Genomic DNA, 24,284 nt, shown 5'->3' with positions numbered 1-24,284 from the left:
ACGATTGGAAAGGGAGCTTCTTAAAGAGCACCGCATCAAGTACAGGAGTCCTGTGACGGAATCAAAAGCGGTGAAGAGTATGTTGATTAGTGTGGTGTATGCTTTTTTGATTTTGTTTTTACTCATGCCGTTGATTGCTGTGTTTTCAAAGGCTTTTGAGAAAGGATGGAGTTCTTATCTTCTTGCCATCTCACATCCAGACACGCTTGCGGCAATTAAATTGACTGTTTTCATTGTGATGATCACATTGCCGCTTCAAATGATTTTTGGGATCAGTGCTGCTTGGCTCATCACAAAATTTCATTTCCCGGGAAAACGTTTGTTAACAACTGTCATTGATCTTCCGTTTGCGGTGTCACCTGTCATTGCAGGACTTGTATTTGTACTTTTATTTGGTTCAAATGGACTTTTAGGACCGTGGCTTTTAGCAAATGGATGGAAAGTGATTTACTCTGTACCGGGGATGATTCTTGCGACCATCTTTGTGACATTTCCTTTTGTTGCGAGAGAGTTAATTCCGTTTATGCAAAATGAAGGCATTCATGAGGAAGAAGCATCGCTTACGCTTGGTGCCAGTGGGTGGAAGACCTTTTTCCTTGTGACACTTCCAAATATAAAATGGGCCCTTTTTTACGGCGCCATTTTAGCAGGGGCAAGGGCGATTGGTGAATTTGGTGCAGTGTCAGTTGTATCCGGTCATATCCGCGGAATGACAAATACAATGCCGCTTCATATAGAAATTCTATACAACGAGTATCAATTCCAAGCGGCTTTTGCCGTGGCCTCTCTCATGGCGTTTGTTGCGGTCATCACATTAATCATCAAGCAGATCATTCAGCAGAGAGATCACAGGCTTGGCAAGCGTTCAAAATAAATGGAGGGATCAGCCTTGGGGATTACAGCGAAACAAATATCAAAGCAATTTGGGCAGACGAAGGTTTTGCAAAACGTGGATTTGACGATCGGAAATGGGGAATTAATATCCTTACTAGGACCATCTGGATCAGGTAAGACGACTTTATTAAGAATTATTGCAGGGCTTGATGATGCGAATACAGGGCAGATCTTATTTGGAGAACAGGATTATACTCACATTCCAGTGCGAAAACGGCAAATTGGTTTTGTCTTTCAGCAATATGCGCTTTTTCGAAATATGACGGTATTTGATAATGTGGCTTTTGGATTGAAGATGAAACCTAGAGGAGAAAGGCTGCCTAAAAAAGACATCAAAGAGCGGGTGCATGAGCTGCTGAAAGTCGTTCAATTAACGCAGTATGCTCACCGTTATCCAGAGCAGCTGTCAGGTGGACAAAAGCAACGTGTAGCACTTGCACGTGCGCTAGCCGTTAAACCGAAAGCTCTTCTCTTAGATGAACCTTTTGGTGCACTAGATTCAAAGGTGAGAAAAGACTTAAGACATTGGCTGAAAAAAGTTCATCAAGAATTTCAAATGACGACCATCTTTGTGACGCATGATCAAGAAGAAGCGTTTGATATCGCTGATCGTGTTGTGGTGATGAATGAGGGCAGAATCGAAAAAATCGGCACAAAAAAAGAAATGACAGAGCAGACAGACAACCTTTTTGTAGCTGAATTTTTAGATATAGGAAGCCATATTTAACAAGAAGTTGATGTGATGTAATAAAAGAGATGCGGCAAAAAGCTGCATCTTTTTTTATAAAAATTTTCCTAGGAACATTGACTTATAATTTTGAATATTATAATATCTTTACAAAGGTAACAGTATTGAACATTTTATAAAACATGTATTTGTAAGCGCTTTACGAAAGGTTCTATTTTAAAATGTTCATTCTTTTTGTTACATGTGTTCATATTTATACCAAATGAAAGGGGTGGTTGTTTGAACAGCTTGTTTGAGTTAGATCAACAGCTGATTGAGCTGCAATACGAAGCATCTTCAAGTGAGGAGGTGACTGCCTATTTAGCAGAAAGGTTAGAAACTGGAGGGTATATCAAATCGAGCTTTTTACCAGCAGTGCTTGAAAGAGAAAAAACATATCCGACCGGTCTTCCTCTTGCGACCTTTGGGGTAGCCATTCCCCATACAGATCCTGAACATGTAAACAAACCGGCGATCAGTGTAGCGACATTAAAGGAACCTGTTATTTTTCATAAGATGGGAAGCCCTCATGAGACAGTTCAAGCCAAAATTGTGTTCGTTCTGGCAATCTCTGAACCTAGTAAACAGCTCGTGATGTTAGAGAAACTGATGACGCTTTTCAGAAAAGAAGAAGTAATGACAAGTTTATCTCACATGACATCGTATGAAGAAGCAGTTGATGTACTTCAAAAAGAATTAAACCAATAGCTATTCACGACATAATGTAAGCGCTTTATTTAAAATCAGGAGGTGGATGTATGATCAAGCAAGCCGTCGATTTCATCTTAGACTTAGGGCCAACAATTATGCTCCCAATTATTATGACGTTATTCGGTATGATTTTAAGGCAAGGATTTAAAAAATCCTTCCGTGCAGGTATTACGATCGGAATTGGATTTGTCGGGGTCAATCTTGTCATTAATTTACTCGTAAGCGGTCTTGGACCAGCAGCCAAAGCCATGGTCAATTCTCTTGGATTAAAGCTTGATATTTTAGATGTCGGTTGGCCGATTGGAGCCGCCATTTCATTTGGTACACCTGTTGCCCCTTTGATGATTCCTCTTGTGCTCTTGTTAAATGTCATTTTGCTGTCTGTTAACTTTACGAAAACATTGAATGTGGATATTTGGAATTTCTGGCATTTGATTTTCGCTGCTTCTGTTACTTACTACGCTTATCATAATATGTTCTTAGCTCTTGCCGTTGGTTTAATCGTTTCTGCGATTACACTAAAACTCGCCGATTGGACGGCACCGACGATTGAACACCATTTCGGATTAAAAGGCGTATCGATGGCTCATGCTGAAACGGTCAACTTCGCTCCGCTCATGTATGCGTCAAACCGCGTGATTGATAAAATCCCTGGTTTAAACAAAATTCATGCGGATCCAGAAACTTTGAAAAAACGTTTTGGCATCTTTGGTGAACCGCTTGTAATGGGTCTTATACTTGGTATCATTATTGGTCTTCTTGGTGGCTATGATGCAAAAGGTGTCATGACCCTTGGAATTCAAATGGCTGCAGTGCTTGTGTTAATGCCAAGAATGGTTGCTTTATTAATGGAAGGACTTATTCCAATCTCTGAGGGTGCTCGTTCTTATATTCAAAAGCGTTTCCCTGGAAAAAATGTCTATATTGGTTTGGATACAGCGATTGTCATTGGTCATCCAGCGAATATGGCTGTAGCCCTTTTGATGGTGCCAATCACCATTTTGCTCGCTGTCGTTCTTCCCTACAATGGTATGCTGCCGTTTGCAGACTTATCGGTTCTGCCATTTACAGTGGTATGGGCAGTAGCTGCCGCTCGTGGGAATATTATTCGCGGCCTCATTAACAGTATTTTTACTTTAATGATTGTTTTCTTCATTGCAACGAACCTTGCACCACTCGCCACAACAATGGGGAAAGCAGTTGGTTTCGACTTCCCAGAAGGGGCAAATATGATCTCTGGTATTGATCTTGGTTCACACGTCATTCCTTGGATCATGGTGAGACTTCTTGATCCGAGCAACCCTTACTTCATTGCAGCGATTGTCTGTGCACTGGCATATGCGCTTCTTTGGTACTGGGTGCGAAATGATATTAAAAAGCAGTATGCAAAAGAAATGGGCTTAGATCAGAAAGATCAATAAATGAGCTGGAGGGATTCTCATGGCAAAAAAAATATTAGTATCTTGTGGAACGGCAGTTGCTACGTCAACGGTTGTAGCAAAAAAGGTAGAAGAGACATTAAAGGAAAAAGGATACGATGTCATCGTTGAACAGTGTAAGGCATCTGAGGTTCCGCAGAAGGCGGAGGGTGCTGATTTAATTGTGACGACAACGCCTGTTAGTGATACAAAAGGAACGCCTGTGATTCAAACGTTGTCTTTTTTAACGGGATTTGGCATTGAAGAGGATATTGAAAAAATTATCGATCATATTAAGTGAACGATGGTTGCGTGGAGGAGCTGCGAAAGCTCCTTCCATGTCATTTGAAAGGAGGAGCTCTCATGCAGCAGCATGCTTATAGCCGAACGTCTGCCATGTTTTCTATTTTCCTTCCGGCCTTGTTAATATGTGTGTTTTTTCTCTGGTCTCTTTATACGTTGATGTCGGCAGGACCTGAGCCATTAGCTGTGTTAGGTGTCTATACGCTGCCTATCCTTATGCTTTCTAGCATCACTGGCCTGAATCAGCCAACGAATATCATGATTAGTGAAGATGAGCTGAAAATAGGTGCTTTTGGCAGGTGGCACACATATGCCGTGTCCGATATTAAAGGAAAATTGTTTTTAAAACCATATCCTCATATCGGGAAAGTATATGTCAGAGTGGGACCTGCGCGAATATTTGGCGGACGCTACTGGATTTCAAGTGAGATGAGTGAGTACAAGCAGCTCGTTCAATCCTTGCAGAGTCTTGCGACATGTGATGAAAAGGAGGATGCGGCTAAATGAAATCAGCTGTCTTTTATTCTTCAGAGGACATTCGTTACGAGGAGCGGAAGCGGCCAGCCATTGGTGATGATGAAGTATTATTAAAAATGCGTGCCTGCGGCTTATGCGGGACGGATATTTATAAAGCAACACATGAGACGGTACCTCCTGGCACAGTGCTAGGGCATGAAATCGCTGGTGACATTATCGAAACAGGCCGTCACGTCACACATGTTCAAACGGGAGACAGGGTGTATGTAGCGCATCATGTCCCTTGTTTCACTTGTGACTTTTGTCAAAGAGGATTTTATACAATGTGCCCGCAATTTGCAGCCACAAATGTAGAGCCGGGCGGTTTTTCGGAATATATTCGTGTTCCTGCTTTACATGTGAAGCATACAATGGGCAAGCTCCCACATGACGTCTCATATGAACAAGGAGCGATGGTCGAACCGGTTGCCTGCTGTCTTCACGGCTTTGAAAGGGCGCCCGTTCATCCTGGAGATTCGGTCTTGATTCTTGGAGCGGGGCAAATTGGCTGCATTCAATTACAGCTTGCCAAATATTATTTGGCTGGAAAAGTGATGATCACAGACGTAAATGAGAACAGGCTCCTTCAAGCAAGAAATCTTGGGGCGGACGTCGCTTTTCATCCAGCATCTGAGCCAGTAGAAAACCGCGTCATGAAAGAAACAGATGGAAAGGGAGCGGACCTTGTCATTATTTCTGTGGGGAGCAGTGCGCTTTTAAAAGAAGCATTTCAAGCTGTTGCAAGAGGCGGAACGATTTTGGTCTTTGCTCACTTTCCGAAAGGGGATGTCTCCATTCCAGCAGAACGTTTTTTCCATGATGAAGTAAAAGTAGTCGGAGCTTATTCCTCGCATCCATACCATTATCGTGAAGCGCTAGAGCTCTTAAAAGCAAAGGTCGTTCATACAGAAAAAATGGTGACGCATCGATATCCATTAAGTCAGCTTCGTCAGGCGATAGAATGCGCTAGGCATCCAGAAGGTGAAAGCGTCAAAATCATGATGTATCCAGATGAATGAGAATGTACGAGATGGAGAGAAAGAGAAGGTCTTTGGAAAAGGGCTTTGCCTTTCTCTTTTTTTCTGAAAAAAGATGAAAACGCTTAAAAAATAAACGGAAATACTTGACTTCAATGAGAGTTAAACGTATGATAATTACAAATGTAACACATAAGAACAAATGTAAAGGGGAGAGAAGAAATGCAAAAACAAATCACTTTGCCTGAACAGATTAGTCATGAGAAATTAGCAGATTTATATAAACAAATGTGGTTAGTAAGATATTTTGATGAAAAGGTCGATCAATTCTTTGCTAAAGGATTAATCCATGGAACGACCCATTTATGTGTTGGACAGGAAGCATCGGCTGTTGGGTCTATTGCTGTGTTAAAGGATGAAGATAAGATTGTCAGTACACACCGCGGACATGGTCACTGTATTGCAAAAGGTGCAGAGGTCAATAAAATGATGGCTGAACTATTCGGACGTGAAACAGGTTACTGCAAAGGAAAAGGCGGTTCCATGCATATTGCCGACTTAGAAAAAGGAAACCTTGGGGCAAATGGAATTGTTGGCGGCGGTATTCCGCTTGCAACTGGTGCGGCGCTCACGTCCAAGATGAAAAAGGAAGGTTTTGTGGTCCTTTGTTTCTTCGGAGACGGCGCCACAAATGAAGGCAGCTTCCACGAAGCGCTGAACCTTGCTTCCATTTGGGATTTACCTGTTGTGTTTATTTGTGAAAACAACCAATACGGCATGTCTGGTCCTGTGAAAGAAATGATCAACATTGAAGACATCTCAACAAGAGCAGAAAGCTACGGAATGCCAGGGAAAACAGTTGATGGAAATGACATGGTTGAGATCATGAATACAGTAGATGAAGCGGTAAGCCGTGCAAGAGCTGGAGAAGGGCCATCACTCATTGAAATGAAAACGTATCGCTGGAAGGGTCACTCAAAGAGTGATGCGAAAAAATACCGTACACGTGAAGAAGAGACAGAATGGAGACAAAAAGACGGAATTAAACGCTTTAAGTCACTCTTAATGGAGCTAGATGTTCTGACAGAAGAACAGGCTGCTCGTTTACAAGAAGAAGCGAAGCAAGAGATCGAGGCATCTGTTGAATTTGCGAAAAATAGTAAAGAACCATCAATTGACACACTATTAGAGGATGTATACGCCTAATTAGGAGGGGAATCACGTGACAAACACGACAGTGAGAGAGATTTCATATTTAGAAGCCGTTCGAGAAGCAATGAGTCAGGAAATGAGAAAAAATCAAGATGTCTTCATTTTAGGTGAAGATATCGGCGTATACGGTGGCGCATTTGGTGTCACGCGCGGGATGATCGAGGAATTCGGTCCAGAACGCGTCCGCAATACGCCGATTTCAGAGGCTGCCATCGCAGGAGGCGCAGTCGGAGCGGCTTTGACAGGGATGCGTCCGATTTTAGAACTACAATTCTCTGACTTTATTACAATTGCAATGGATCAGCTTGTAAACCAAGCAGCGAAAACACGTTACATGTTTGGCGGAAAAGGGAAAGTGCCGCTTGTTGTCAGAACACCAGCAGGTTCCGGGACAGGTGCCGCAGCGCAGCACTCCCAAAGCTTAGAAGCGTGGATGGCTCATATTCCTGGACTAAAGGTGGTTCAGCCTTCAACAGCTTATGATGCAAAAGGACTTTTAAAAGCAGCAATGGATGATGACAACCCTGTCATTTTCTATGAACACAAGCTTTTATATAAAACAATTGGTGAAGTACCAGAAGAGCAGTACTCGATTCCTTTAGGGAAAGCGGATGTGAAGAGAAGCGGAAAGGACGTCACAATTGTCGCAACAGCCATTATGGTGCACAAAGCGCTCGAAGCAGCGAAGGAACTAGAAGCGGAAGGAATCGATGTCGAGATCATTGATCCGAGAACGCTCGTCCCATTAGATGAAGAAACCATTATTGAATCTGTGAAAAAAACAGGCAAATGTATCGTTGTGCATGAGGCAGTGAAACGAGGCGGCTACGGCGGAGAGATTGCGAGTATGATAGCGGAAAGTGAAGCCTTCGACTATTTAGATGCACCTATTAAACGACTTGGCGGTCTTGCCGTTCCAATACCGTACAACCCAACGCTGGAAAAAGCAGTCATTCCACAAGTGCCAGATATTATTGAAGCAGCAAAAGAGCTCGTGCGCTCTTAAGTAAAGGGGGAGAAGATCATGCCAAAAGAGATATTTATGCCGAAGCTAAGCAGTACGATGGAGATCGGTACCTTGCTTCAATGGTTTAAAGAAGAAGGAGATTCGGTTGAAATCGGTGAGCCTCTATTTGAGATTATGACAGACAAAATCAATATCGAGGTTGAAGCCTATGATGATGGCGTTTTTCTAAAGAAATATTACGAAGCAGATGATCAGATTCCAGTCAATGCTGTCATTGGATATATCGGAGAGGCAAATGAGCAGGTACCGAGCGAGCCGCCAGCGCAGTCAGATGAAGCATCTTCTGAAGACAGCGGAACGTCATCACCATCTGAACCATCTGTTTCGACTGAAGTTGAACCAACGGTGGGTGAGAAAGTACGCGCAACACCTGCAGCGAGAAAAACGGCAAAAGATCACCAAGTAGCCATTCAAGAAGTATCTGGTACAGGACCAAAAGGCAGAATTCAAAAACGGGATGTCGAAGCGGCACTTCATACGAACGAGGAAGGCCAGCGCGTATCACCACTTGCAGGAAAAGTGGCTGCTCGTGAAGGGATCGACTTAGCGAATGTTGCTGGTTCTGGCGTCCACGGAAAAATCATGAAGAGTGATGTGACAGCAGCAGGCGCACAAAAGGCAGAAGCTGCTCCAGTAAGAACACAAAAACTAGCCGGGATGAGAAAAGTGATCGCAGATCGCATGTCACAAAGTGCCTTTACAGCGCCGCACGTCACATTAACAAGTGAAATTGATATGACAAAAGCAAAAGAAGTGCGCAAACAGCTGCTCCCAGCGATTGAAAAAGAGACAGGCTACAGATTGTCGTTTACAGAAATCATCATCCATGCGGTCAGCAGTGTCCTCACGCGCCATCCGCAAATCAATATGACGTTTGAACAAAATGAGCTCCATTTCCATGAGGATGTGCACATTGGTCTTGCGGTTGCTGTGAAAGACGGCCTAATGGTTCCGGTCATCTCTCATGCAAATCAAAAAGGGCTGAAACAGCTCACAAAAGAAGCAAAAGAAATTGGTCGAAATGCACGCGATCAAAAGCTGCTGCCAGACCAGTTGAAGGGGTCTACATTTACCATTAGTAACTTAGGGATGTATGCCATTGACACGTTTACCCCAATTATTAATCAGCCGGAAGTGGCGATTTTAGGTGTTGGACGCATTCAAGAAAAACCTGTAGTGATCGATGGAGAAATTCAGGTGCGGCCAATGATGGGCGTCAGTTTATCATTTGATCATCGAGTGGTAGATGGTGCACCAGCAGCAGCCTTTTTAACAGACCTTAAAAAAGTGCTTGAACAACCATTTGAATTGCTAATGTAGGAGATGAATCGGATGACAAAAACGTATGATCTGACAGTCATTGGCGGAGGGCCTGGCGGATACACTGCCGCCCTTCAAGCCGCTGAACGTGGACACAAGGTTGCATTGATTGAAGAGGATTTTCTAGGGGGGACTTGTTTAAATCGAGGCTGTATCCCTTCAAAGACACTGCTCAAACATGCAGAAGTCATTGAATCCATTGAGAAAGCAAAAAGCTGGGGAATCGAAACAGGTGAGATGGTTCTTTCCTTCGATAAAATGAGAAAACGTAAAGATGATGTCATCGAAAAACTCAGGGGTGGAATCGCCTTTTTATTAAAGCAAGGAAAGATTGATGTATATAACGGCAGAGGAACAGCTGTGACAAAAAATCGCATTGACATTGAAAAACAAGATGGGTCAGAAACGATTGAAACAAAAGAGCTGATCATTGCCACTGGCTCATCACCTGCTATTCCGCCTATTCCAGGGCTCAAAGAGATTCAATTTGACACAAGTGATACGATCTTTGACATCCCAGATATTCCTGCATCTGTCGTCATTATTGGCGGGGGTGTAATTGGTCTTGAGCTGGCATGCATCTTCCAGAGTCTCCAATCAAAAGTCACCATTATAGAAGCCGCTCCGTCGATTATTCCGCAGGAAGATGAAGAAGCGTCGAAATTACTAGAAAAAGAATTGAAGAAAAAAGGCATCCATATCGCAAAGAAAACGACGGTGACAGAAGTAACAGAAAGCGAAGGAGTCAAAGCGATTCATGCGACAGACGATAAAGGAGAGACGCACATCTTTACGGCTGAAAGGCTGCTAGTTTGTGTCGGAAGAAGACCAAATGTCTCTGCTGTCAGTCAGCTGGATCTTCAGCTAGATGGTCCTTTTATTAAAGTGAACGACGAGATGAAGACAAGTGCTGAAGGTGTATATGCAATTGGCGATGTAGCCGGCGGCTATCAGCTCGCTCATGCGGCGATGGCAGAGGCAGCCGTTGCAGTTAGCAATATATGCGGTGAGCCTGAAAGAATGAATCACGACATCGTTCCTAGATGTATTTATACATTGCCAGAAGTAGCGAGTGTGGGACTGACAGAGAAAGAGGCGAAAGCCAAAGGACTAAACGTGCGGGCAGAGCGATTTGATTTAGCTGCAAGCGGAAAAGCGTTGGCAGCAGGTGTTCAAACCGGTTTTATTAAACTCGTGTACGATACCTTATATGGTGAAGTCATTGGCGCTACAATGGTTGGTCCGCACGTAACGGAGATGATATCAGAGGCTTCCTCATTTATGTATTTAGAAGGAACAGCGGAAGAGATGGCCAAAATGATTCACCCGCATCCAACCATCTCAGAAGGCTTTTATGAAGCAGCTCTTGATATTGTGAGTAAGCTGAGAAAATAAATGCCAAACAAGGGATAGGGAGGAGATCCGTGTGCACGTCCAGCTTCATCAGAAAGTGGCACTTGTGACAGATAGCACAGATGGATTTGGAGAAGCCATCTGCCTAGCTTTGGCCCAGGCAGGTGCACATGTTTTCATACACGCTTTTCGTGATGAATCAAAAGCAAAGTCGATAAGCGAAGACATTGAAAAATTAGGCGGCCAATCGACTGTTGTCATCAATCCGCTTGAGACACCGCGTGATGCTACGCTTATGCTAAGACAAGTCATCGATACATGCGGCAAGCTTGATATTTTAGTCAATCAAGCCGAGCAAACAGCAGATGGGGAGATTGATGACGTAAGTCCTGAGATATGGGTCGATGAAGTGGAAAAGTCCGTAAATACAGTCTTTCTTTCCAGTCAAGCCGCTGTGTGGCATATGGTGGATCAGAAGCAGGGCTGCATCATTAATATTTCCTCATCAGGCAGCATAACAGGTGATGGCGGGGTCTCACATGCTACATCAAATAGTATGTTGAATGCCATGACAAAAGGATTAGCGCGCGAATTTAAAGACAAAGGCATCCGGGTATTGGCACTACTTCCGCCGCCTCTCCATTTGCTTCCTGACAAAGAGCAAATCAAGGAGACGGTGGCTCATATGACGGTTTTCTTAAGTACGTCGTACGGTGCATTTACAGATGGAGCAGCGATTATGCTTGATGGGGGTGAGAGCGCTGGCTAATCAACAAAAACCAGTTCTCATCGTAGGTGGCGCCCAAGGAATCGGCAAAGAAATTGCTCAGCGTTTTTTAAAAGAAGGGCATCGTGTAGCTGTGTCAGATATAGATGAACAGGGACTTTCGCTTTTAAAACAACAGCATCCTCAGCTGCTGACGTTCCAAGCTGACGTTTCATCGTGGGAAAGTGTTCAGCAAATGGCGTCAGCAGCTGAAAGGGAGCTGGGTGGCATTGGGCATCTTGTCTATTCAGCAGGAATGACGAAATCCCTTCCTTTTTTAGAGGTTGATTTTTCACTTTGGAAAAAGACACTGGCTGTGAATCTATATGGTCTTTTCTACTGCATCAAAGCATTAGCACCCTATCTATGTGAGCGGAATGAAGGCAGCGTCGTCATTATTGGATCAGGATCTGCGATAACAGGCTCTGGCGGCGGCATCCAGTATTACGCATCAAAAGCCGGGGCATTTGGTCTCATGCGTTCGCTCGTAAAGGAATTGGGTTCCCATCATGTCCGCATCAATGTCATTGCACCGCGCGTCATTGAATCTCAGATGCTTGATACGCTCTATCCGACTGAGCTTGAGAAAAGTCAGCTTCGATCACTTATTCCTATCGGGAGATTAGGAAAACCAGAAGATATTGCTGGAGTCACTTTATTTCTCGCAAGTGACGAGGGAAGCTATTTGCACGGACAGATACTCTTATTAGACGGCGGGAGAACGTATCAGCCTAAATATAGCGAGGGAAAAAGAGCGGAGCGTTAATCGCTCTTTTTGTCATTTTCATAACAATTGTTCCAATTAGAAACGAATGTTTGGTATACTGGTAATCATAGTATATTAAAAGGATGATGTCACATGCTGAATTGGGAAGAAAGACGACAGCTCGTCAAGGTTGCTCATCTTTATTATACAGACGGGTGGACGCAGCAGGAGATTGCAAAAAAGCTCAATGTCTCAAGACCAGTCATTTCAAAGCTCTTACAAAAAGCAAAAGATGTGGGAATCGTTGAAGTGTACATTAAAGACGAAAGTATTCATACAGTGGAACTTGAAAAGCAGCTGGAAACAACTTTTCAATTAACGGATGCTGTCGTTGTCCCAAGTGTCGGGACAATGTCTGAGATGGTCAAACGGGCAGTCGGTCAAGCGGGCGCCTATTATCTTTCTAAAAACATGAAAGGCGCTGAGAAAATCGGTATTTCATGGGGAACCACACTTGCCGAGCTCGTGAAGGAATATCCATTTGAGCGAAGAAACGATGTCAAAGTCATTCCTTTAGAGGGCGGAATGGGCAGGCAGGCAGTCGACATTCACGCGAATCAGCTGGCATATGAGCTGGCAAAGAAGATGAATGGTACGTGTTCCTATTTATATGCACCTGCGATTTTAGAAACAGAAGAATTAAAAGAGCGGCTGATGGCGATGCAGGACATAGAAGCTGTGCTTGAAGAAGGCAGAAATGTTGATATTGCCCTGATCGGTATTGGAAATCCGCATAAAGGCTCTACATTGAAAACAGTCGGTTATTTAAAAGAAGAGGATTTGTCTGGGTTGAGACAATCAGGGGCTGTTGGTGATATTGGTTTTCGTTTCTTTGATGGTGAAGGGAAACCAGTCCAAGATGAGCTGAACCAAAAGGTGATTGGATTATCGTTAGAACAATTAAAGAACGTGAAAAAAGTCATCGCAGTTGTGGAAGGAACCCATAAAGCTGAAAGTATTTTAGGGGCCTTAAACGGCGGCTTTATTCAGGTGCTCGTCACCGACGAATTAACTGCGGCAGCTATTTTAAAGGAAGCATCTGTCCAATAAACAGCTGACAGCTATCGTATTGTATAAAAAGAGCTACATCAAACGAGAAAGGAGCTGTGTATCTTGAAGAAAACCGAAATGGAAGCAAACCTACACTGTACTCGGTGCCAAGAAGAGACCCTCCACAGCATCGTTTATGTGAATGATCAGATGAAAAGCGTTGAGTGTACAGAGTGTCATCAGAAGATCAGTGTGCAAGTCGACATCATGAAGGAATTTTACAAAGAAGTATATGAAAAAATTGCGACAAAGCCGAAGCGGATGACGCAGGAGTATAAGGCGAATCTGAATGGATTTATTTCAAGACTCCCCATCCGGGTTTTAAGTAAGCCATACCGGCTGATGAGATATTTAAACGAATCTTATAAGGTCATTAAGCAATATAAAAAATAAAGCAGAGGCTGTCTTAGCGCTCTGCTTTATTTTGTGTTTTTTTCATGTAGTAATAAATCGGCAGTCCGGCAATGCCGATCAGCATGGAGATCAGGCAGCTTTGCCAATCGGTGATCATGGTGCTGATTAAGACAAAGAAAGAGCCGATAATCGCAATGATCGGTGTGAGCGGGTAAAGTGGTACGCTATAAGTGCGCTTCATTCCCTTGTTTTGTTTTCTTAGCTTAAAGACAGCGAAAAAGGCCATCACATAAAAGATGTAAATCATGAAAATCGAAACCTCTGACAGCTTCTCAGGATTACTGACGATCATAAACACAATGGCAATCAAAATCTGTACAAATACAGCGATCCAAGGTGTTTGAAAAGTAGGATGAATGCGTGAAATGGCTTTGGCAAATGGAATTTGTTTTCGTTCTGCCATTGCAAAAATGACACGCGGGAACGAAAGAACCTTTCCATTCAAACAGCCAAAGATACTAATGATGATTCCGATACTAATAATTTTACCGCCAATGGGACCAAAGAGCATTGTAGCAGCTGTGCTTGTGGCATTTTCACCTAGTTGAACGATTTGATCAGCTGGTAACACATGCAAAAGGGCGATGTTAATAAAGAGATAACATGCTGTGACAATTAAAATACCTCCTGCCATCGCGCGAGGAAGCAGTTTCTCTGGATTTTTCATTTCACCACCAAGCGCTGCAAGCAAAATCCAGCCATCATAGGCGAATAATGTTGCCAAAATTGCTGCACCGAAGTTCATCTGAGCGATACTCTCATTGACGGCTGTGAAAATATGTTCATTTCCTTTCCATAAGCCAAACACAATAATTGCTGCAATTGGAACAAGCTTTCCGATCGTGGTCAGTCCTTGGACAAAACCACCGTATTTCGTTCCCATGATGTTGATCACACATAAAAAAAGAACGGTGATAATGCCAATGGTTGTAGCCCATATAGATGAAAGAGAAAATAAATTAGCTAATAATGAACCAAAATAAAGACCAAGAGCACCAATAATCGCTGGTCCGTAAATAATAATTTGCACCCAGCCACATAAGTAGCCCCAAAATTCACCGTATACTTCTTCAAGATAGGCATATAAACCGCCAGTACGCGGGATTTGTGTACCAATTTCAGCGACTGTGAGTCCGCCTGCAAGGGTTAAGATCCCGCCTAACAGCCATGCGAATAAGGCGATGCCTGAGCTTCCTGAATAAGAAAGGACGTTGCCAGGCTTCATAAAAACGCCAGATCCAATAATTGTTCCGATGACAAGAGATAGGGCAAAAAATAAGCCGATGTCTTGTTTTAACGCTGGTTGTTCTTTGTTCATTACACACGACCTCCTGCATCACTTTCGTACGTTACTGTGACATGTATTTTGTTCATTGTAATACGATTTTAGGAAAACAAGAATTAAAAAAATTTTCTGATTTTCGTATTTGTATTTAAAAGTGTTCGTTTATTGGAGATATTAGGATGAATGTTATCTTAAAAACGAACAATATAATGATATTTTCGATTTAATGTTAATTTAATAGGTGAAAGCCGAACATCCAATAAAGATGCAGCCGAATGGTTGACTTTTCTTCTAAAATGACCTATTTTATTCATAAGGATATTATCTTGAATTCGAGATATTTTATAATAGGAGTGAACACAATGAAAATAAATGGGATTCACCACGTATCAGCACTAACAGCAAATGCTCAGAAAAACGTTGATTTCTACCGCCAAATCCTTGGCTTAAAACTGGTGAAAAAAACAGTCAATCAAGATGATCCATCGATGTATCATCTATTTTATGGAGATGAGGTCGCCTCACCTGGTACAGAGCTGACGTTTTTTGAAATACCGATGCTCGCCCGCCGGCTGGACGGAACAAATGCGATCTCACGCACAGGTCTGATTGTCTCTTCAGAAGAGGCAATCACCTTTTGGGAAAAGCGCTTTGAAGAAAAAGGTGTAAAGAAAGAAACAGCTTCTTTAAGAGGCGGCAGACCTACCTTGAAATTTACAGATCCAGAAGGACAGCAGCTGTTTTTGACTGTAGAACCAAGCGTGCAAGATGGAGCGAAGCCGCCAGTGCATGATGAGATTCCTGCTGATTTTGCGATCAGAGGTTTGGGACCAGTAGAATTAACAGTCGCAGAAGCAGATAAAACGATCAGTGTGTTAACGAGCATCCTTGGTTTCACAGAAAAAGCACGTGAACAATCAAATGATGGGGAAATCGTGACGATTTTTGAATCAGGACAAGGCGGAGCTGGAACAGAGATTCATGTCATTGAAAAAGCAGAAGGACCTGCTGAGCGATCTGGCAGAGGGAGTGTTCATCACGTAGCCTTTCGTGTAGCGGACGCAGAAGAGCTTGAAAAATGGCATGATAAAATAGCCAAAGCCGGTTTCACCAACTCTGGTGTTGTAGAACGTTTTTATTTTAAAGCCCTATATTTTAGAGAGCCAAACGGCATCTTGTTTGAAATCTCAACAGACGGTCCTGGATTTACAGTGGATGAAAGCGTGGATGAACTTGGTGATCAATTAGCACTTCCGCCATTTTTAGAGCACAAACGAGCAGAAATTGAACAAAGATTGGTCCCAATCAAGTGAACATGAAAAAAGCAGCTCATAAAAATTGAGCTGCTTTTTTCGTTAAGAGCTGACTTGCTTTGATTCAGATTGTGTTAATGTCACTTGTTTTGTTTCTTCTGTTCCATTACGAACGAGTGTGATGCTGACGGTATCTCCTACTTTTGCATTCGTGTAAAGCTCGTGACGTAATTCACTGCCGGTTGTCACTTTTTTACCATTGATGGCGGTGATGACATCCTCTGTCTTTAATCCAGCTTTGGCAGCAGGTGAGCCAGCAGCGATTTCTTTTACGTACACGCCTTTATCCAGCTGACTGCTTGTCAGTCCAAGCGTTTCCTGCTGATAAGCATCTGGTACTTGTTCGAGATCCAGCATGCTGATACCGATATAAGGTCGTTCGATTTTTCCTTTTGTGAGAAGCTGCTCTGCAATTGGTTTGACATCATTGATTGGGAGCGCAAACCCGATACCTTCCACACCTGTTTCAGAAATTTTCATACTGGTGATCCCCACAACCTTTCCGTCTGTTGTTAAAAGCGGCCCGCCGCTGTTGCCGGGGTTAATGGCGGCATCTGTTTGAATGACATTAATACTGCTTTCGCCAGCTGATGTATCCATAGACACTGTTCGATCGACACCGCTGACAATTCCTTGTGTCACTGTTCTTGATAAATCTTCACCAAGCGGATTTCCGATTGCAATGACGGTTTCTCCTGCACGAAGGGATGAGGAGTCTCCAAGTTCAGCGACTTTTGTAACGCCGTTGCTGCTAATTTCGACGACAGCAAGATCAGTCAGCGGGTCAGAACCGACCACTTTTCCTTCCACCGTCTTGCTATTATGCAAGGAGACTGTTAATTTATTTGCTCCTTCAATCACATGGTTGTTTGTTAATACATAGGCTTTACTGCCCGATTTTTTGAAAATAACCCCTGATCCGGTACCGCTTTCTTGCTCTTGACTGCTGCTGTTTTGATTTTGCTGTGATCCATCAAAAGGTGAGTTCATATCACCAAAATCTGTGGTTGTTTGACTTTGTGTTTGATAGTTTGTAATGCCGACGATGGCTGGTGATACGTTTTCGACCATACTGGAAATACTGCTGGTCGAATTGGATGTTTGTGACGCTGTTGTTTTTGACGAATTTGTACTTGTATCATTTGTCGATACAGCGGCTGTTTTCGTTGACGACTCAGTTGAATGATTTTCTGAATGCTGAGCATATGGAGTTAGAACGTAAACACCTAACGCTAACGTACCGCCCACAATCCCGCTGACAAATGGCTTCAGCCAGCCACTTGGCTTCTTCTGTGTTTTTTTCGGCTGTTCAATCGTTTGTAATTCATAAGAAGTGTGTTTTTCATCTTTGTGTTGTGTCATTAAGATCACTCTCTTTCATCGATTTTTACATGTATGTGTTCAAGATGTTTGACCGTATGTGGTGGATACTGACTTTATCGTAAGAAAAAAGTGTGGGATAAAAATGAAAACATTGTGGGAAATTGTTAAAATAAGTAGTGAATCTAAGCAAAATAGAGGAGATTAAACTGTGGAGACTATTGGAATCATTGGATATGGAAGCATGGCAGATATGATGGTACAAAAATGGCTGGATAAAGGAGTACTTCATGCCAGTCAGTTTATGATCCATACACGAAGTGAAACGGAGCGTCTGCAACAGCTGAAAGAGAAGAACCAGCATGTCAACATTTGCTCTTTAGATGACATCTCTGCATCATGTGATGTCGTGTTTGTTTGTGTACCACCGCTTGCTGTACTTGATGTCTTAGATCAACTGAGCCTCGCAAAGACATCTCTTCATATCGTATCAGTGGCAGCGGCTGTCACGTTAGACAAATTAATGCAACATACGAATCAGCCGGTGTCTAGATACATTCCCACTTTGACATCAGCCGTAGGGACGGGTGTATCCCTTGTGGCGCATGGTGAAACCGCTGGGCAGGAGGCGCAAGAACGGCTCCACCGCCTGCTTTCAGCTTTTAGTATCGTCAGGGAAGTGGAAGAGGACCGCTTTGATGCGGCGAGTAATTTGACAAGCTCTTCTCCGGGCTTTATTGCAGCAATCTTTGAAGAAATGGCGAGAGCCGCTGTTCGGAATAGTGAGCTTTCTTTAGAAGAAGCCTATGAATTTTTAACATATGCGCTGCTCGGTACAGGACAAGTTCTTGTTGAACACGGACTGACATTTGCTGAAACGGTGAACAGGGTCGCAACAAAAGGCGGGATTACAGGAGAAGGCGCTGCAGTCATCCAGCAGCAGGCACCGCAAATGTTCGATGACTTGTTTACACAAACGATGAAAAAATATGCGCAGCTAAAATCGCAAATCGATGAAGCAGACAAACACCACTAAAGACATAGCTAGTGGTGTTTTTTCTGTAAAATAAATCCTTTCGCATCAATGCTTTTGACCTGTATTACCTGAGTCTAATTTCCTTATTTTCAGACATTGTATTGAAAAATCAATCAAGTTCTCATATAATTTTTTAGAAAATTTAGAAAAATATACACAAATTTTAAGTTTAATTAAAGGGGGATGGGGATGAAGCTCTATTTATCAGTCGATATGGAGGGAATTACTGGTCTAGCTGATCATACATTTGTTGATAGCCGCCAGCACAATTATGAGCGCGGGAGAAAAATCATGACAGGTGAAGTGAACGCCTGTGTAGAAGCTCTTCTTACACATGGGGCGACCGATATTTTAGTGAATGATAGCCATTCTAAAATGAATAATCTGTTGATTGAAGAATTGCATGAGGAAGCATCTCTCATATCAGGTGATGTAAAGCCTTATTCAATGGTTCAAGGATTAGATCAAACGTATGATGCCGCTGTTTTTTTAGGCTATCATGCAAGGGCATCAATGAAAGGTGTGATGTCTCACAGTATGATTTTTGGTGTCAGACATTTTTACATAAATGATCATCCGATTGGTGAAATGGGCTTTAATGCGTATGTCGCAGGCTATTATGGTGTTCCGGTCATTCTTGTATGCGGAGACGATCAAGCGGCACTTGAAGCAGAAAAGTTAATGCCTGGCGTGAAAACAGTGGCGGTGAAAGAAACCATTTCAAGATCTGCTGTGAAATGCTTAACACCAGCGAAAGTGAGCACCCTCATCTCTCAGCAAGTGGAAGCTGCCATGAAACAAATTCATCAAATGAAGCCGCTCACGCCTCCTGAGCAGCCAGTGCTGAAAATCGAGTTTGCCAATTATGGACAAGCTGAATGGGCGAATTTAATGCCGGGTACGGCCATCATTGAAGGGACAACAACGGTGACGTACCAAGCGGAGAATATATTAGAAGCCTACCAAGCGATGCTTGTCATGACAGAGCTTGCCGCACGTACAACATTTTGTTAAGCGAGGGGGAGACAGCAGATGGCCAGCTTTTTGCTCAAGCGTTTGATTGCGATGATTGCCACGATTTTAACGATTACGACGTTAACGTTTATTTTAATGAAGGTCATCCCAGGATCGCCCTTCAATGAAGAACGAAATACAAACGAAACTGTCCAGCGAAACCTCGAAAGCTACTATCACTTAGACGAACCACTCTATGTTCAATATATGATCTATTTAAAATCCATCGTTACTTTTGATTTTGGTCCTTCCATTAAAAAGCCTTCTGAAAGTGTCAATGATTTATTGGCGAGAGGTTTTCCAGTCTCATTAGAACTTGGTCTTATCTCTATTTTGATTGCTGTCATCTCCGGTATCTTGCTCGGAATCATGGCTGCCCTCCGGCATAATGGCTTGATTGATTATATCGCCATGACGATTGCTGTTTTCGGTATATCCATACCAAACTTTATCTTTGCTACCTTATTAATTCAGCAGCTTGCTGTGAATGTAAAGCTCTTTCCTACAGCGATGTGGACAAGTCCAATGCATATGGTGCTTCCTACCATTGCACTGGCGGTAGGTCCAATGGCGATCATTGCCCGGTTAACGAGATCGAGCATGATTGAAGTGCTGTCGCAGGACTATATTCGAACTGCAAAAGCGAAAGGACTTTCCCCTTATAAAATTGTGTTTAAACATGCCCTGCGGAATGCGCTTTTACCTGTCGTCACGATCCTCGGCACACTTGTCGCAAGTATTTTAACAGGCAGTTTTGTCATTGAAAAAATATTTGCGATCCCTGGAATGGGAAAATACTTTGTCGAGAGTATTAATAACCGTGACTATCCTGTCATCATGGGAACCACTGTTTTTTACAGCATCATCTTAATTACCCTTCTTTTCATTGTAGATGTGACATATCGTCTGCTTGATCCAAGGATCCAGCTGCATCAGAAAGGAGGAAAGGCATGAGTATACACCTTCAGCATGATCAAATGAATCAAGCGCATGAAGTGCCAGATGAATGGTTTGCGCCTAAAGAACAAAAGACATCTGAAGTCCATGCCATTAAAAGACCCTCACTTTCGTATTGGGCAGATACTTGGCGACGGTTAAAACAAAATAAACTCGCTATGTTTAGTTTATCGGTGCTGATTTTTCTTTTCGTCATGGCTGTATTAGGTCCACTCCTTGCACCGAATAGTGTGACAGAACAGCGGCTTTCCATGCAAAACTTGCCGCCGTCAGCTGCTCACTGGTTTGGAACAGATGAGCTTGGACGTGATGTGTTTACACGTACTTGGTATGGCGCACGCATCTCGTTATTTGTGGGCGTGATGGCCGCTCTCATTGATTTTGCGATCGGTGTCATCTATGGCGGTATTGCAGGATATAAGGGCGGGAAGTATGACCATGTCATGATGCGGATCGTCGAGGTGCTTTACGGTCTGCCGTATTTACTCGTCGTCATTTTATTGATGGTTCTGATGGGGCCTGGGCTTGTCACTATTATTGTGGCGCTCACTGTCACAGGGTGGATCGGGATGGCAAGAATCGTGAGAGGTCAAGTCCTTCAGCTGAAAAGCCAAGAATATGTCCTTGCCTCGAAAACCTTTGGCGCAAAAAGTTTGCGCATCATCCGCAGAAATTTACTGCCGAATACGATGGGACCGATTATTGTCCAGATGACGCTAACTGTACCGACAGCGATTTTTGCTGAAGCATTCTTAAGTTTTCTCGGTTTAGGGATTCAAGCCCCGTTTGCAAGCTGGGGTGTGATGGCCAATGACGCCTTGCCGACAGTGCTGTCAGATAATGGTCACTGGTGGCGTTTATTCTTTCCGGCATTTTTTATTTCGCTGACGATGTTTTGCTTTAATAATTTAGGTGATGGCTTGCAAGATGCGCTTGATCCGAAGATGAAGAGGTGATGGCGTGATGAAAAAAATGCTTCGGATTATCGATCTGCATGTTAGCTTTCGGACATATGGCGGTTCTGTTCAAGCGGTACGCGGGGTGAATGTGGATGTGTATGAAAAAGAAACCCTCGCCATTGTAGGAGAATCAGGCTGCGGAAAAAGTGTGACGTCTCAAAGTATCATGCGGCTTCTCCCTGCATACAGTGCACAAGTCGATCAAGGGGAAATTTGGTTTCGTGATCGCAACTTGCTGTCATTATCTGAAAAAGACATGCGCAGCATCCGTGGTGTCGATATCTCCATGATTTTTCAAGATCCCATGACGGCACTCAACCCGACGCTAACAATTGGAGATCAGCTGATGGAGGCTGCAAAAGTGCATCAGAAGCTGACAAAAAAAGAAGTGAAAGAAGAGGCGCTTCGTATGCTTGATTTAGTGGGGATTCCGCAGCCGAAAGAGAGGCTGAAGCAATATCCGCATCAATTCAGCGGTGGCATGAGGCAACGGCTCATGATTGCAATGGCTCTTATTTGTGAGCCGAAGGTGCTGATTGCAGATGAACCGACAACTGCACTAGATGTCACCATACAGGCGCAGATTTTAGAACTATTTAAAGAGATTCAGAAAAAAACAGGCGTGACGATTATTTTAATCACACATGACCTAGGGGTCGTAGCACAAGTTGCTGATCGAGTGGCCGTCATGTACGGGGGGAAAATCGTTGAAGTTGGGACAAGGCGAGATATCTTTTACAGTCCGCAGCATCCCTATACAAAAGGGCTGCTGCAATCCGTTCCAAGGCTGGATATGAAAGATGAACTCATTCCTATTGAAGGAAGCCCGCCTGATTTATTTGCCCCGCCAAAAGGATGTCCATATACCGATCGATGCCCGTCTGCGATGAAAGTGTGTGATCATATCATGCCGCATGAAACGCAGCGTTCACCTACACATGCAGTACATTGCTGGCTCCAAGATGAACGAGCGAAGCAAACGGTTTTATCTTCAACACAAAGGGGGAGTTTTTCATGAGAAAAACAGGTTGGATTCTCAGTATGTGCTTTATCGCAGTGATGCTGCTTGCAGGATGTACAGCCAATGAGCAAGCAGGCAAAGGATCTTCAAGCAAGGGCGAAGAGAAAGTTTTAACATTAAATAATGAAAACGAACCGACATCATTTGATCCGCCTATTGGTTTTAATAATGTGTCCTGGCAAGGGCTCAATAACTTAATGGAAGGATTAACAAGACTGAATGAAAAGCACGAACCATCTGCTGCCATGGCGGAAAAATGGGACATCTCAAAGGACGGAAAAACGTACACGTTCCATTTAAGGGATGGGATTAAGTGGTCAAATGGTGATCCAGTCAAAGCAAGTGACTTTGAATATGCGTGGAAGCGGCTGCTAGATCCAAAGACGGGCTCTTCTGCGGCATTCTTAGCTTATATGATTGAAGGAGGCGAAGCGTTTAACAGCGGAAAAGGGAAGAAAGAAGATGTAAAAGTCAAGGCTGTTAATGATCAAACGCTAGAGGTCAAGCTAGCATACCCGCAGAAATCTTTCTTAAATATGACCGCAAACCCTGCCTTTTTCCCGGTGAATGAGAAGGTAGCGGAGAAGGACCCGAACTGGGCCAAGGATGCGAAAACCTTTGTCGGTAATGGACCGTTTAAGCTGACAGAGTGGAAGCATGATGAAAGCTTTACAATGGAAAAAAGTGACACGTATTGGGACAAACAAACGGTCAAGCTAGATCAAGTGAAATGGCTCATGATCAGTGATCGAAACACAGATTATCAAATGTATCAATCAGGAGATTTAGATACGGCCTTCGTTCCGGCAGAACAAAGTGAAGACCTGTTAAAAAGCAAAGATGTGCAAATTGAAGATCAAGCAGGGCTGTTTTTTTATCGCCTAAATGTCAACATGGAGCCTTTTCAAAATAAGAACATTCGCAAAGCCTTTCAAATGGCGATCAACCCTCAGGATATTGTAAAGTATGTGACGAAAAATGAAGAGAAGCCAGCACGTGCCTTCGTTTCACCAGGAATTTTAGATTCAAAGGGTGAAGATTTCAGAGAAGCTGGCGGCGACCTTGTCAAACATGATACGAGTGAAGCCGTAAAACTATTAGAAAAAGGGTTGAAAGAAGAGAACTATTCAAAGCTGCCGCCCGTCACATTAACATATAGTACAAAGCCTGAAAATAAGAAAAAAGCAGAAGCCATTCAGCAGCAATTAAAAGAAGCGCTAGGGGTAGACGTGAAGCTTGCAAACATGGAAGCAAATGTGTTTGCAGAAGATCAAAAGGCACTCAAATTCCAATTCTCGCAAAGTTCATTTCTAGCTGACTATGCAGACCCAATCAATTTCTTAGAGAGCTTCCAAACAGGAAATGCGATGAACCGGACAGGTTGGTCAAATGATACGTATGATCAGCTGATCAAAAAGGCGAGTCAAGAAGCAGATGAACAAAAGAGAAATCGTATGCTGCATGATGCCGAGGCACTTCTGATGGAAGAAGCACCGATCATTCCCATTCATTTTTATAACCAAGTCTATTTACAAAAAGAAGGCGTAAAGGGCATTGTCCGTCATCCTGTTGGTTACATTGATTTGAAATGGGCACAGGTAGATGGAGAGTAAATGAAAAGAATGAGAGAACGGGACGCTTTGAAAAAAGCGTCTCAGCGTGTAGACAAACCCTCGCATTCGGTGTCAGTCCTGCGCTTCGGTGCTCACGAATGTCAAATTCGCTCCGCGCCGATGCTCGTCCTTCCTAGGGCTGCAAAGGTTTTCTATCACGCTGAAAAGAAGACAAAGGGTTAAAATAAAGTTCATTTTAACCCTTTGTCAACAATCTGGGACGCTTTGAAAAAAGCGTCTGTTCCTTTATTCGTTCATGTTATGAAGAAGATGCCCATAGATTGAAAGAAACGAAGAGAAAGAGGGGATTGG

24 protein-coding genes are annotated in these 24,284 nt (G+C 43.2%); 22 read left to right on the top strand and 2 right to left on the bottom strand.

Going from position 1 to position 24,284, the window contains the following annotated elements:
* The first annotated feature begins 4 nt into the window (after positions 1 to 4).
* From cysW to N521_RS17125, 15 genes are all read left to right on the top strand, one after another.
* Positions 5 to 874, top strand: coding sequence for a sulfate ABC transporter permease subunit CysW (gene cysW / locus N521_RS17195; RefSeq protein WP_017359152.1), 870 nt, complete (start codon positions 5 to 7; stop codon positions 872 to 874).
* A gap of 15 nt (positions 875 to 889) precedes the next feature.
* Entirely contained in the window at positions 890 to 1,621 is a 732-nt protein-coding gene (locus N521_RS17190; protein ID WP_051632389.1) for a sulfate/molybdate ABC transporter ATP-binding protein, read from the top strand.
* Positions 1,622 to 1,861: 240 nt separating this feature from the next.
* Entirely contained in the window at positions 1,862 to 2,329 is a 468-nt protein-coding gene (locus N521_RS17185) for a PTS sugar transporter subunit IIA (RefSeq protein ID WP_008346265.1), read from the top strand.
* Positions 2,330 to 2,379: 50 nt separating this feature from the next.
* Positions 2,380 to 3,753, top strand: coding sequence for a PTS galactitol transporter subunit IIC (locus tag N521_RS17180; RefSeq protein ID WP_007498866.1), 1,374 nt, complete (start codon positions 2,380 to 2,382; stop codon positions 3,751 to 3,753).
* Between the two features lie 19 nt (positions 3,754 to 3,772).
* Positions 3,773 to 4,051 carry a PTS sugar transporter subunit IIB gene (locus N521_RS17175; RefSeq protein ID WP_008346262.1) on the top strand — a complete coding sequence of 93 codons (279 nt, stop codon included), beginning with the start codon at positions 3,773 to 3,775 and terminating at the stop codon, positions 4,049 to 4,051.
* A 62-nt stretch (positions 4,052 to 4,113) separates the two neighbouring features.
* On the top strand, positions 4,114 to 4,560 hold the full coding sequence (locus tag N521_RS17170; RefSeq protein ID WP_008346260.1) for a hypothetical protein: 447 nt from the start codon (positions 4,114 to 4,116) through the stop codon (positions 4,558 to 4,560).
* Entirely contained in the window at positions 4,557 to 5,588 is a 1,032-nt protein-coding gene (locus tag N521_RS17165) for an alcohol dehydrogenase catalytic domain-containing protein (RefSeq protein ID WP_017367078.1), read from the top strand. Before N521_RS17170 ends, N521_RS17165 begins: the two co-directional genes overlap by 4 nt.
* A 180-nt stretch (positions 5,589 to 5,768) precedes the next feature.
* Positions 5,769 to 6,752, top strand: a complete 984-nt coding sequence (gene pdhA / locus N521_RS17160; protein ID WP_008346257.1) for a pyruvate dehydrogenase (acetyl-transferring) E1 component subunit alpha — start codon at positions 5,769 to 5,771, stop codon at positions 6,750 to 6,752.
* A gap of 31 nt (positions 6,753 to 6,783) precedes the next feature.
* The gene (locus tag N521_RS17155; protein WP_026050078.1) at positions 6,784 to 7,764 is read left to right on the top strand and encodes an alpha-ketoacid dehydrogenase subunit beta; all 981 of its coding nucleotides are present in this window, start codon (positions 6,784 to 6,786) and stop codon (positions 7,762 to 7,764) included.
* A gap of 18 nt (positions 7,765 to 7,782) precedes the next feature.
* Positions 7,783 to 9,105 (top strand): dihydrolipoamide acetyltransferase family protein, encoded by a 1,323-nt coding sequence (locus tag N521_RS17150; RefSeq protein ID WP_035392333.1) that lies wholly within the window; start codon positions 7,783 to 7,785, stop codon positions 9,103 to 9,105.
* A gap of 12 nt (positions 9,106 to 9,117) precedes the next feature.
* On the top strand, positions 9,118 to 10,500 hold the full coding sequence (lpdA, locus tag N521_RS17145; protein ID WP_035392329.1) for a dihydrolipoyl dehydrogenase: 1,383 nt from the start codon (positions 9,118 to 9,120) through the stop codon (positions 10,498 to 10,500).
* Positions 10,501 to 10,531: 31 nt separating this feature from the next.
* Entirely contained in the window at positions 10,532 to 11,227 is a 696-nt protein-coding gene (locus tag N521_RS17140; RefSeq protein WP_035392326.1) for an SDR family NAD(P)-dependent oxidoreductase, read from the top strand.
* Complete coding sequence (locus tag N521_RS17135; protein ID WP_035392323.1) at positions 11,205 to 11,990, top strand: SDR family NAD(P)-dependent oxidoreductase; 786 nt, start codon at positions 11,205 to 11,207, stop codon at positions 11,988 to 11,990. The genes N521_RS17140 and N521_RS17135 overlap by 23 nt, the downstream gene beginning before the upstream one ends.
* A 93-nt stretch (positions 11,991 to 12,083) precedes the next feature.
* Positions 12,084 to 13,040: a sugar-binding transcriptional regulator gene (locus N521_RS17130; protein WP_017359143.1), complete on the top strand. Its 957-nt coding sequence runs from the start codon at positions 12,084 to 12,086 to the stop codon at positions 13,038 to 13,040.
* Between the two features lie 63 nt (positions 13,041 to 13,103).
* Positions 13,104 to 13,433, top strand: a complete 330-nt coding sequence (locus tag N521_RS17125) for a hypothetical protein (protein WP_008358910.1) — start codon at positions 13,104 to 13,106, stop codon at positions 13,431 to 13,433.
* 13 nt (positions 13,434 to 13,446) lie between these two features.
* Here the strand turns inward: N521_RS17125 and N521_RS17120 are convergent, their stop codons facing one another.
* A complete protein-coding gene (locus tag N521_RS17120) occupies positions 13,447 to 14,772 on the bottom strand; it encodes an APC family permease (RefSeq protein ID WP_035392321.1) in 1,326 nt (441 codons plus the stop codon).
* 329 nt (positions 14,773 to 15,101) lie between these two features.
* Here N521_RS17120 and N521_RS17115 point away from each other — a divergent pair, with 329 nt between their 5' ends.
* Complete coding sequence (locus N521_RS17115; protein ID WP_035392320.1) at positions 15,102 to 16,052, top strand: ring-cleaving dioxygenase; 951 nt, start codon at positions 15,102 to 15,104, stop codon at positions 16,050 to 16,052.
* Positions 16,053 to 16,094: 42 nt separating this feature from the next.
* On the opposite strand, the gene N521_RS17110 is transcribed toward N521_RS17115, so the two are convergent.
* Positions 16,095 to 17,414, bottom strand: coding sequence for a S1C family serine protease (locus N521_RS17110; RefSeq protein ID WP_035392319.1), 1,320 nt, complete (start codon positions 17,412 to 17,414; stop codon positions 16,095 to 16,097).
* 169 nt (positions 17,415 to 17,583) lie between these two features.
* Between N521_RS17110 and proG the strand changes: the two genes are divergently transcribed.
* The 6 genes from proG (at position 17,584) to N521_RS17080 (ending at position 23,972) form a co-directional block, all read left to right on the top strand.
* Positions 17,584 to 18,408, top strand: a complete 825-nt coding sequence (gene proG, locus N521_RS17105; protein WP_025207214.1) for a pyrroline-5-carboxylate reductase ProG — start codon at positions 17,584 to 17,586, stop codon at positions 18,406 to 18,408.
* Positions 18,409 to 18,597: 189 nt separating this feature from the next.
* Positions 18,598 to 19,422 (top strand): M55 family metallopeptidase, encoded by an 825-nt coding sequence (locus tag N521_RS17100; RefSeq protein ID WP_008346235.1) that lies wholly within the window; start codon positions 18,598 to 18,600, stop codon positions 19,420 to 19,422.
* An 18-nt stretch (positions 19,423 to 19,440) separates the two neighbouring features.
* On the top strand, positions 19,441 to 20,376 hold the full coding sequence (locus N521_RS17095) for an ABC transporter permease (protein ID WP_008346233.1): 936 nt from the start codon (positions 19,441 to 19,443) through the stop codon (positions 20,374 to 20,376).
* Positions 20,373 to 21,335: an ABC transporter permease gene (locus N521_RS17090; protein WP_008346230.1), complete on the top strand. Its 963-nt coding sequence runs from the start codon at positions 20,373 to 20,375 to the stop codon at positions 21,333 to 21,335. Before N521_RS17095 ends, N521_RS17090 begins: the two co-directional genes overlap by 4 nt.
* Positions 21,336 to 21,342: 7 nt before the next feature.
* A complete protein-coding gene (locus N521_RS17085; protein WP_007498841.1) occupies positions 21,343 to 22,356 on the top strand; it encodes an ABC transporter ATP-binding protein in 1,014 nt (337 codons plus the stop codon).
* The gene (locus N521_RS17080; protein ID WP_008346227.1) at positions 22,353 to 23,972 is read left to right on the top strand and encodes a peptide ABC transporter substrate-binding protein; all 1,620 of its coding nucleotides are present in this window, start codon (positions 22,353 to 22,355) and stop codon (positions 23,970 to 23,972) included. Before N521_RS17085 ends, N521_RS17080 begins: the two co-directional genes overlap by 4 nt.
* Positions 23,973 to 24,284 lie beyond the last annotated feature (312 nt).

Origin of the sequence: Bacillus sp. UNC125MFCrub1.1, from assembly GCF_000701305.1 — a bacterium.
Lineage (GTDB): Bacteria > Bacillota > Bacilli > Bacillales > Bacillaceae > Bacillus > Bacillus altitudinis.
The sequence above is the reverse complement of the archived record's forward strand: the minus strand, read 5'-3'. Positions and strand labels throughout refer to the sequence as shown.

What these genes read in the sequence shown, in the direction of transcription:
- N521_RS17180 (WP_007498866.1), top strand. Translation starts at nt 2,380, where the DNA reads ATGATCAAGCAAGCCGTCGATTTCATCTTAGACTTAGGGCCAACAATT.
- N521_RS17175 (WP_008346262.1), top strand. Translation starts at nt 3,773, where the DNA reads ATGGCAAAAAAAATATTAGTATCTTGTGGAACGGCAGTTGCTACGTCA.
- N521_RS17170 (WP_008346260.1), top strand. Translation starts at nt 4,114, where the DNA reads ATGCAGCAGCATGCTTATAGCCGAACGTCTGCCATGTTTTCTATTTTC.
- N521_RS17165 (WP_017367078.1), top strand. Translation starts at nt 4,557, where the DNA reads ATGAAATCAGCTGTCTTTTATTCTTCAGAGGACATTCGTTACGAGGAG.
- pdhA (WP_008346257.1), top strand. Translation starts at nt 5,769, where the DNA reads ATGCAAAAACAAATCACTTTGCCTGAACAGATTAGTCATGAGAAATTA.
- N521_RS17150 (WP_035392333.1), top strand. Translation starts at nt 7,783, where the DNA reads ATGCCAAAAGAGATATTTATGCCGAAGCTAAGCAGTACGATGGAGATC.
- lpdA (WP_035392329.1), top strand. Translation starts at nt 9,118, where the DNA reads ATGACAAAAACGTATGATCTGACAGTCATTGGCGGAGGGCCTGGCGGA.
- N521_RS17135 (WP_035392323.1), top strand. Translation starts at nt 11,205, where the DNA reads ATGGGGGTGAGAGCGCTGGCTAATCAACAAAAACCAGTTCTCATCGTA.
- N521_RS17130 (WP_017359143.1), top strand. Translation starts at nt 12,084, where the DNA reads ATGCTGAATTGGGAAGAAAGACGACAGCTCGTCAAGGTTGCTCATCTT.
- N521_RS17120 (WP_035392321.1), bottom strand. Translation starts at nt 14,772, where the DNA reads ATGAACAAAGAACAACCAGCGTTAAAACAAGACATCGGCTTATTTTTT.
- N521_RS17115 (WP_035392320.1), top strand. Translation starts at nt 15,102, where the DNA reads ATGAAAATAAATGGGATTCACCACGTATCAGCACTAACAGCAAATGCT.
- N521_RS17110 (WP_035392319.1), bottom strand. Translation starts at nt 17,414, where the DNA reads ATGACACAACACAAAGATGAAAAACACACTTCTTATGAATTACAAACG.
- N521_RS17100 (WP_008346235.1), top strand. Translation starts at nt 18,598, where the DNA reads ATGAAGCTCTATTTATCAGTCGATATGGAGGGAATTACTGGTCTAGCT.
- N521_RS17095 (WP_008346233.1), top strand. Translation starts at nt 19,441, where the DNA reads ATGGCCAGCTTTTTGCTCAAGCGTTTGATTGCGATGATTGCCACGATT.
- N521_RS17090 (WP_008346230.1), top strand. Translation starts at nt 20,373, where the DNA reads ATGAGTATACACCTTCAGCATGATCAAATGAATCAAGCGCATGAAGTG.
- N521_RS17085 (WP_007498841.1), top strand. Translation starts at nt 21,343, where the DNA reads ATGAAAAAAATGCTTCGGATTATCGATCTGCATGTTAGCTTTCGGACA.
- N521_RS17080 (WP_008346227.1), top strand. Translation starts at nt 22,353, where the DNA reads ATGAGAAAAACAGGTTGGATTCTCAGTATGTGCTTTATCGCAGTGATG.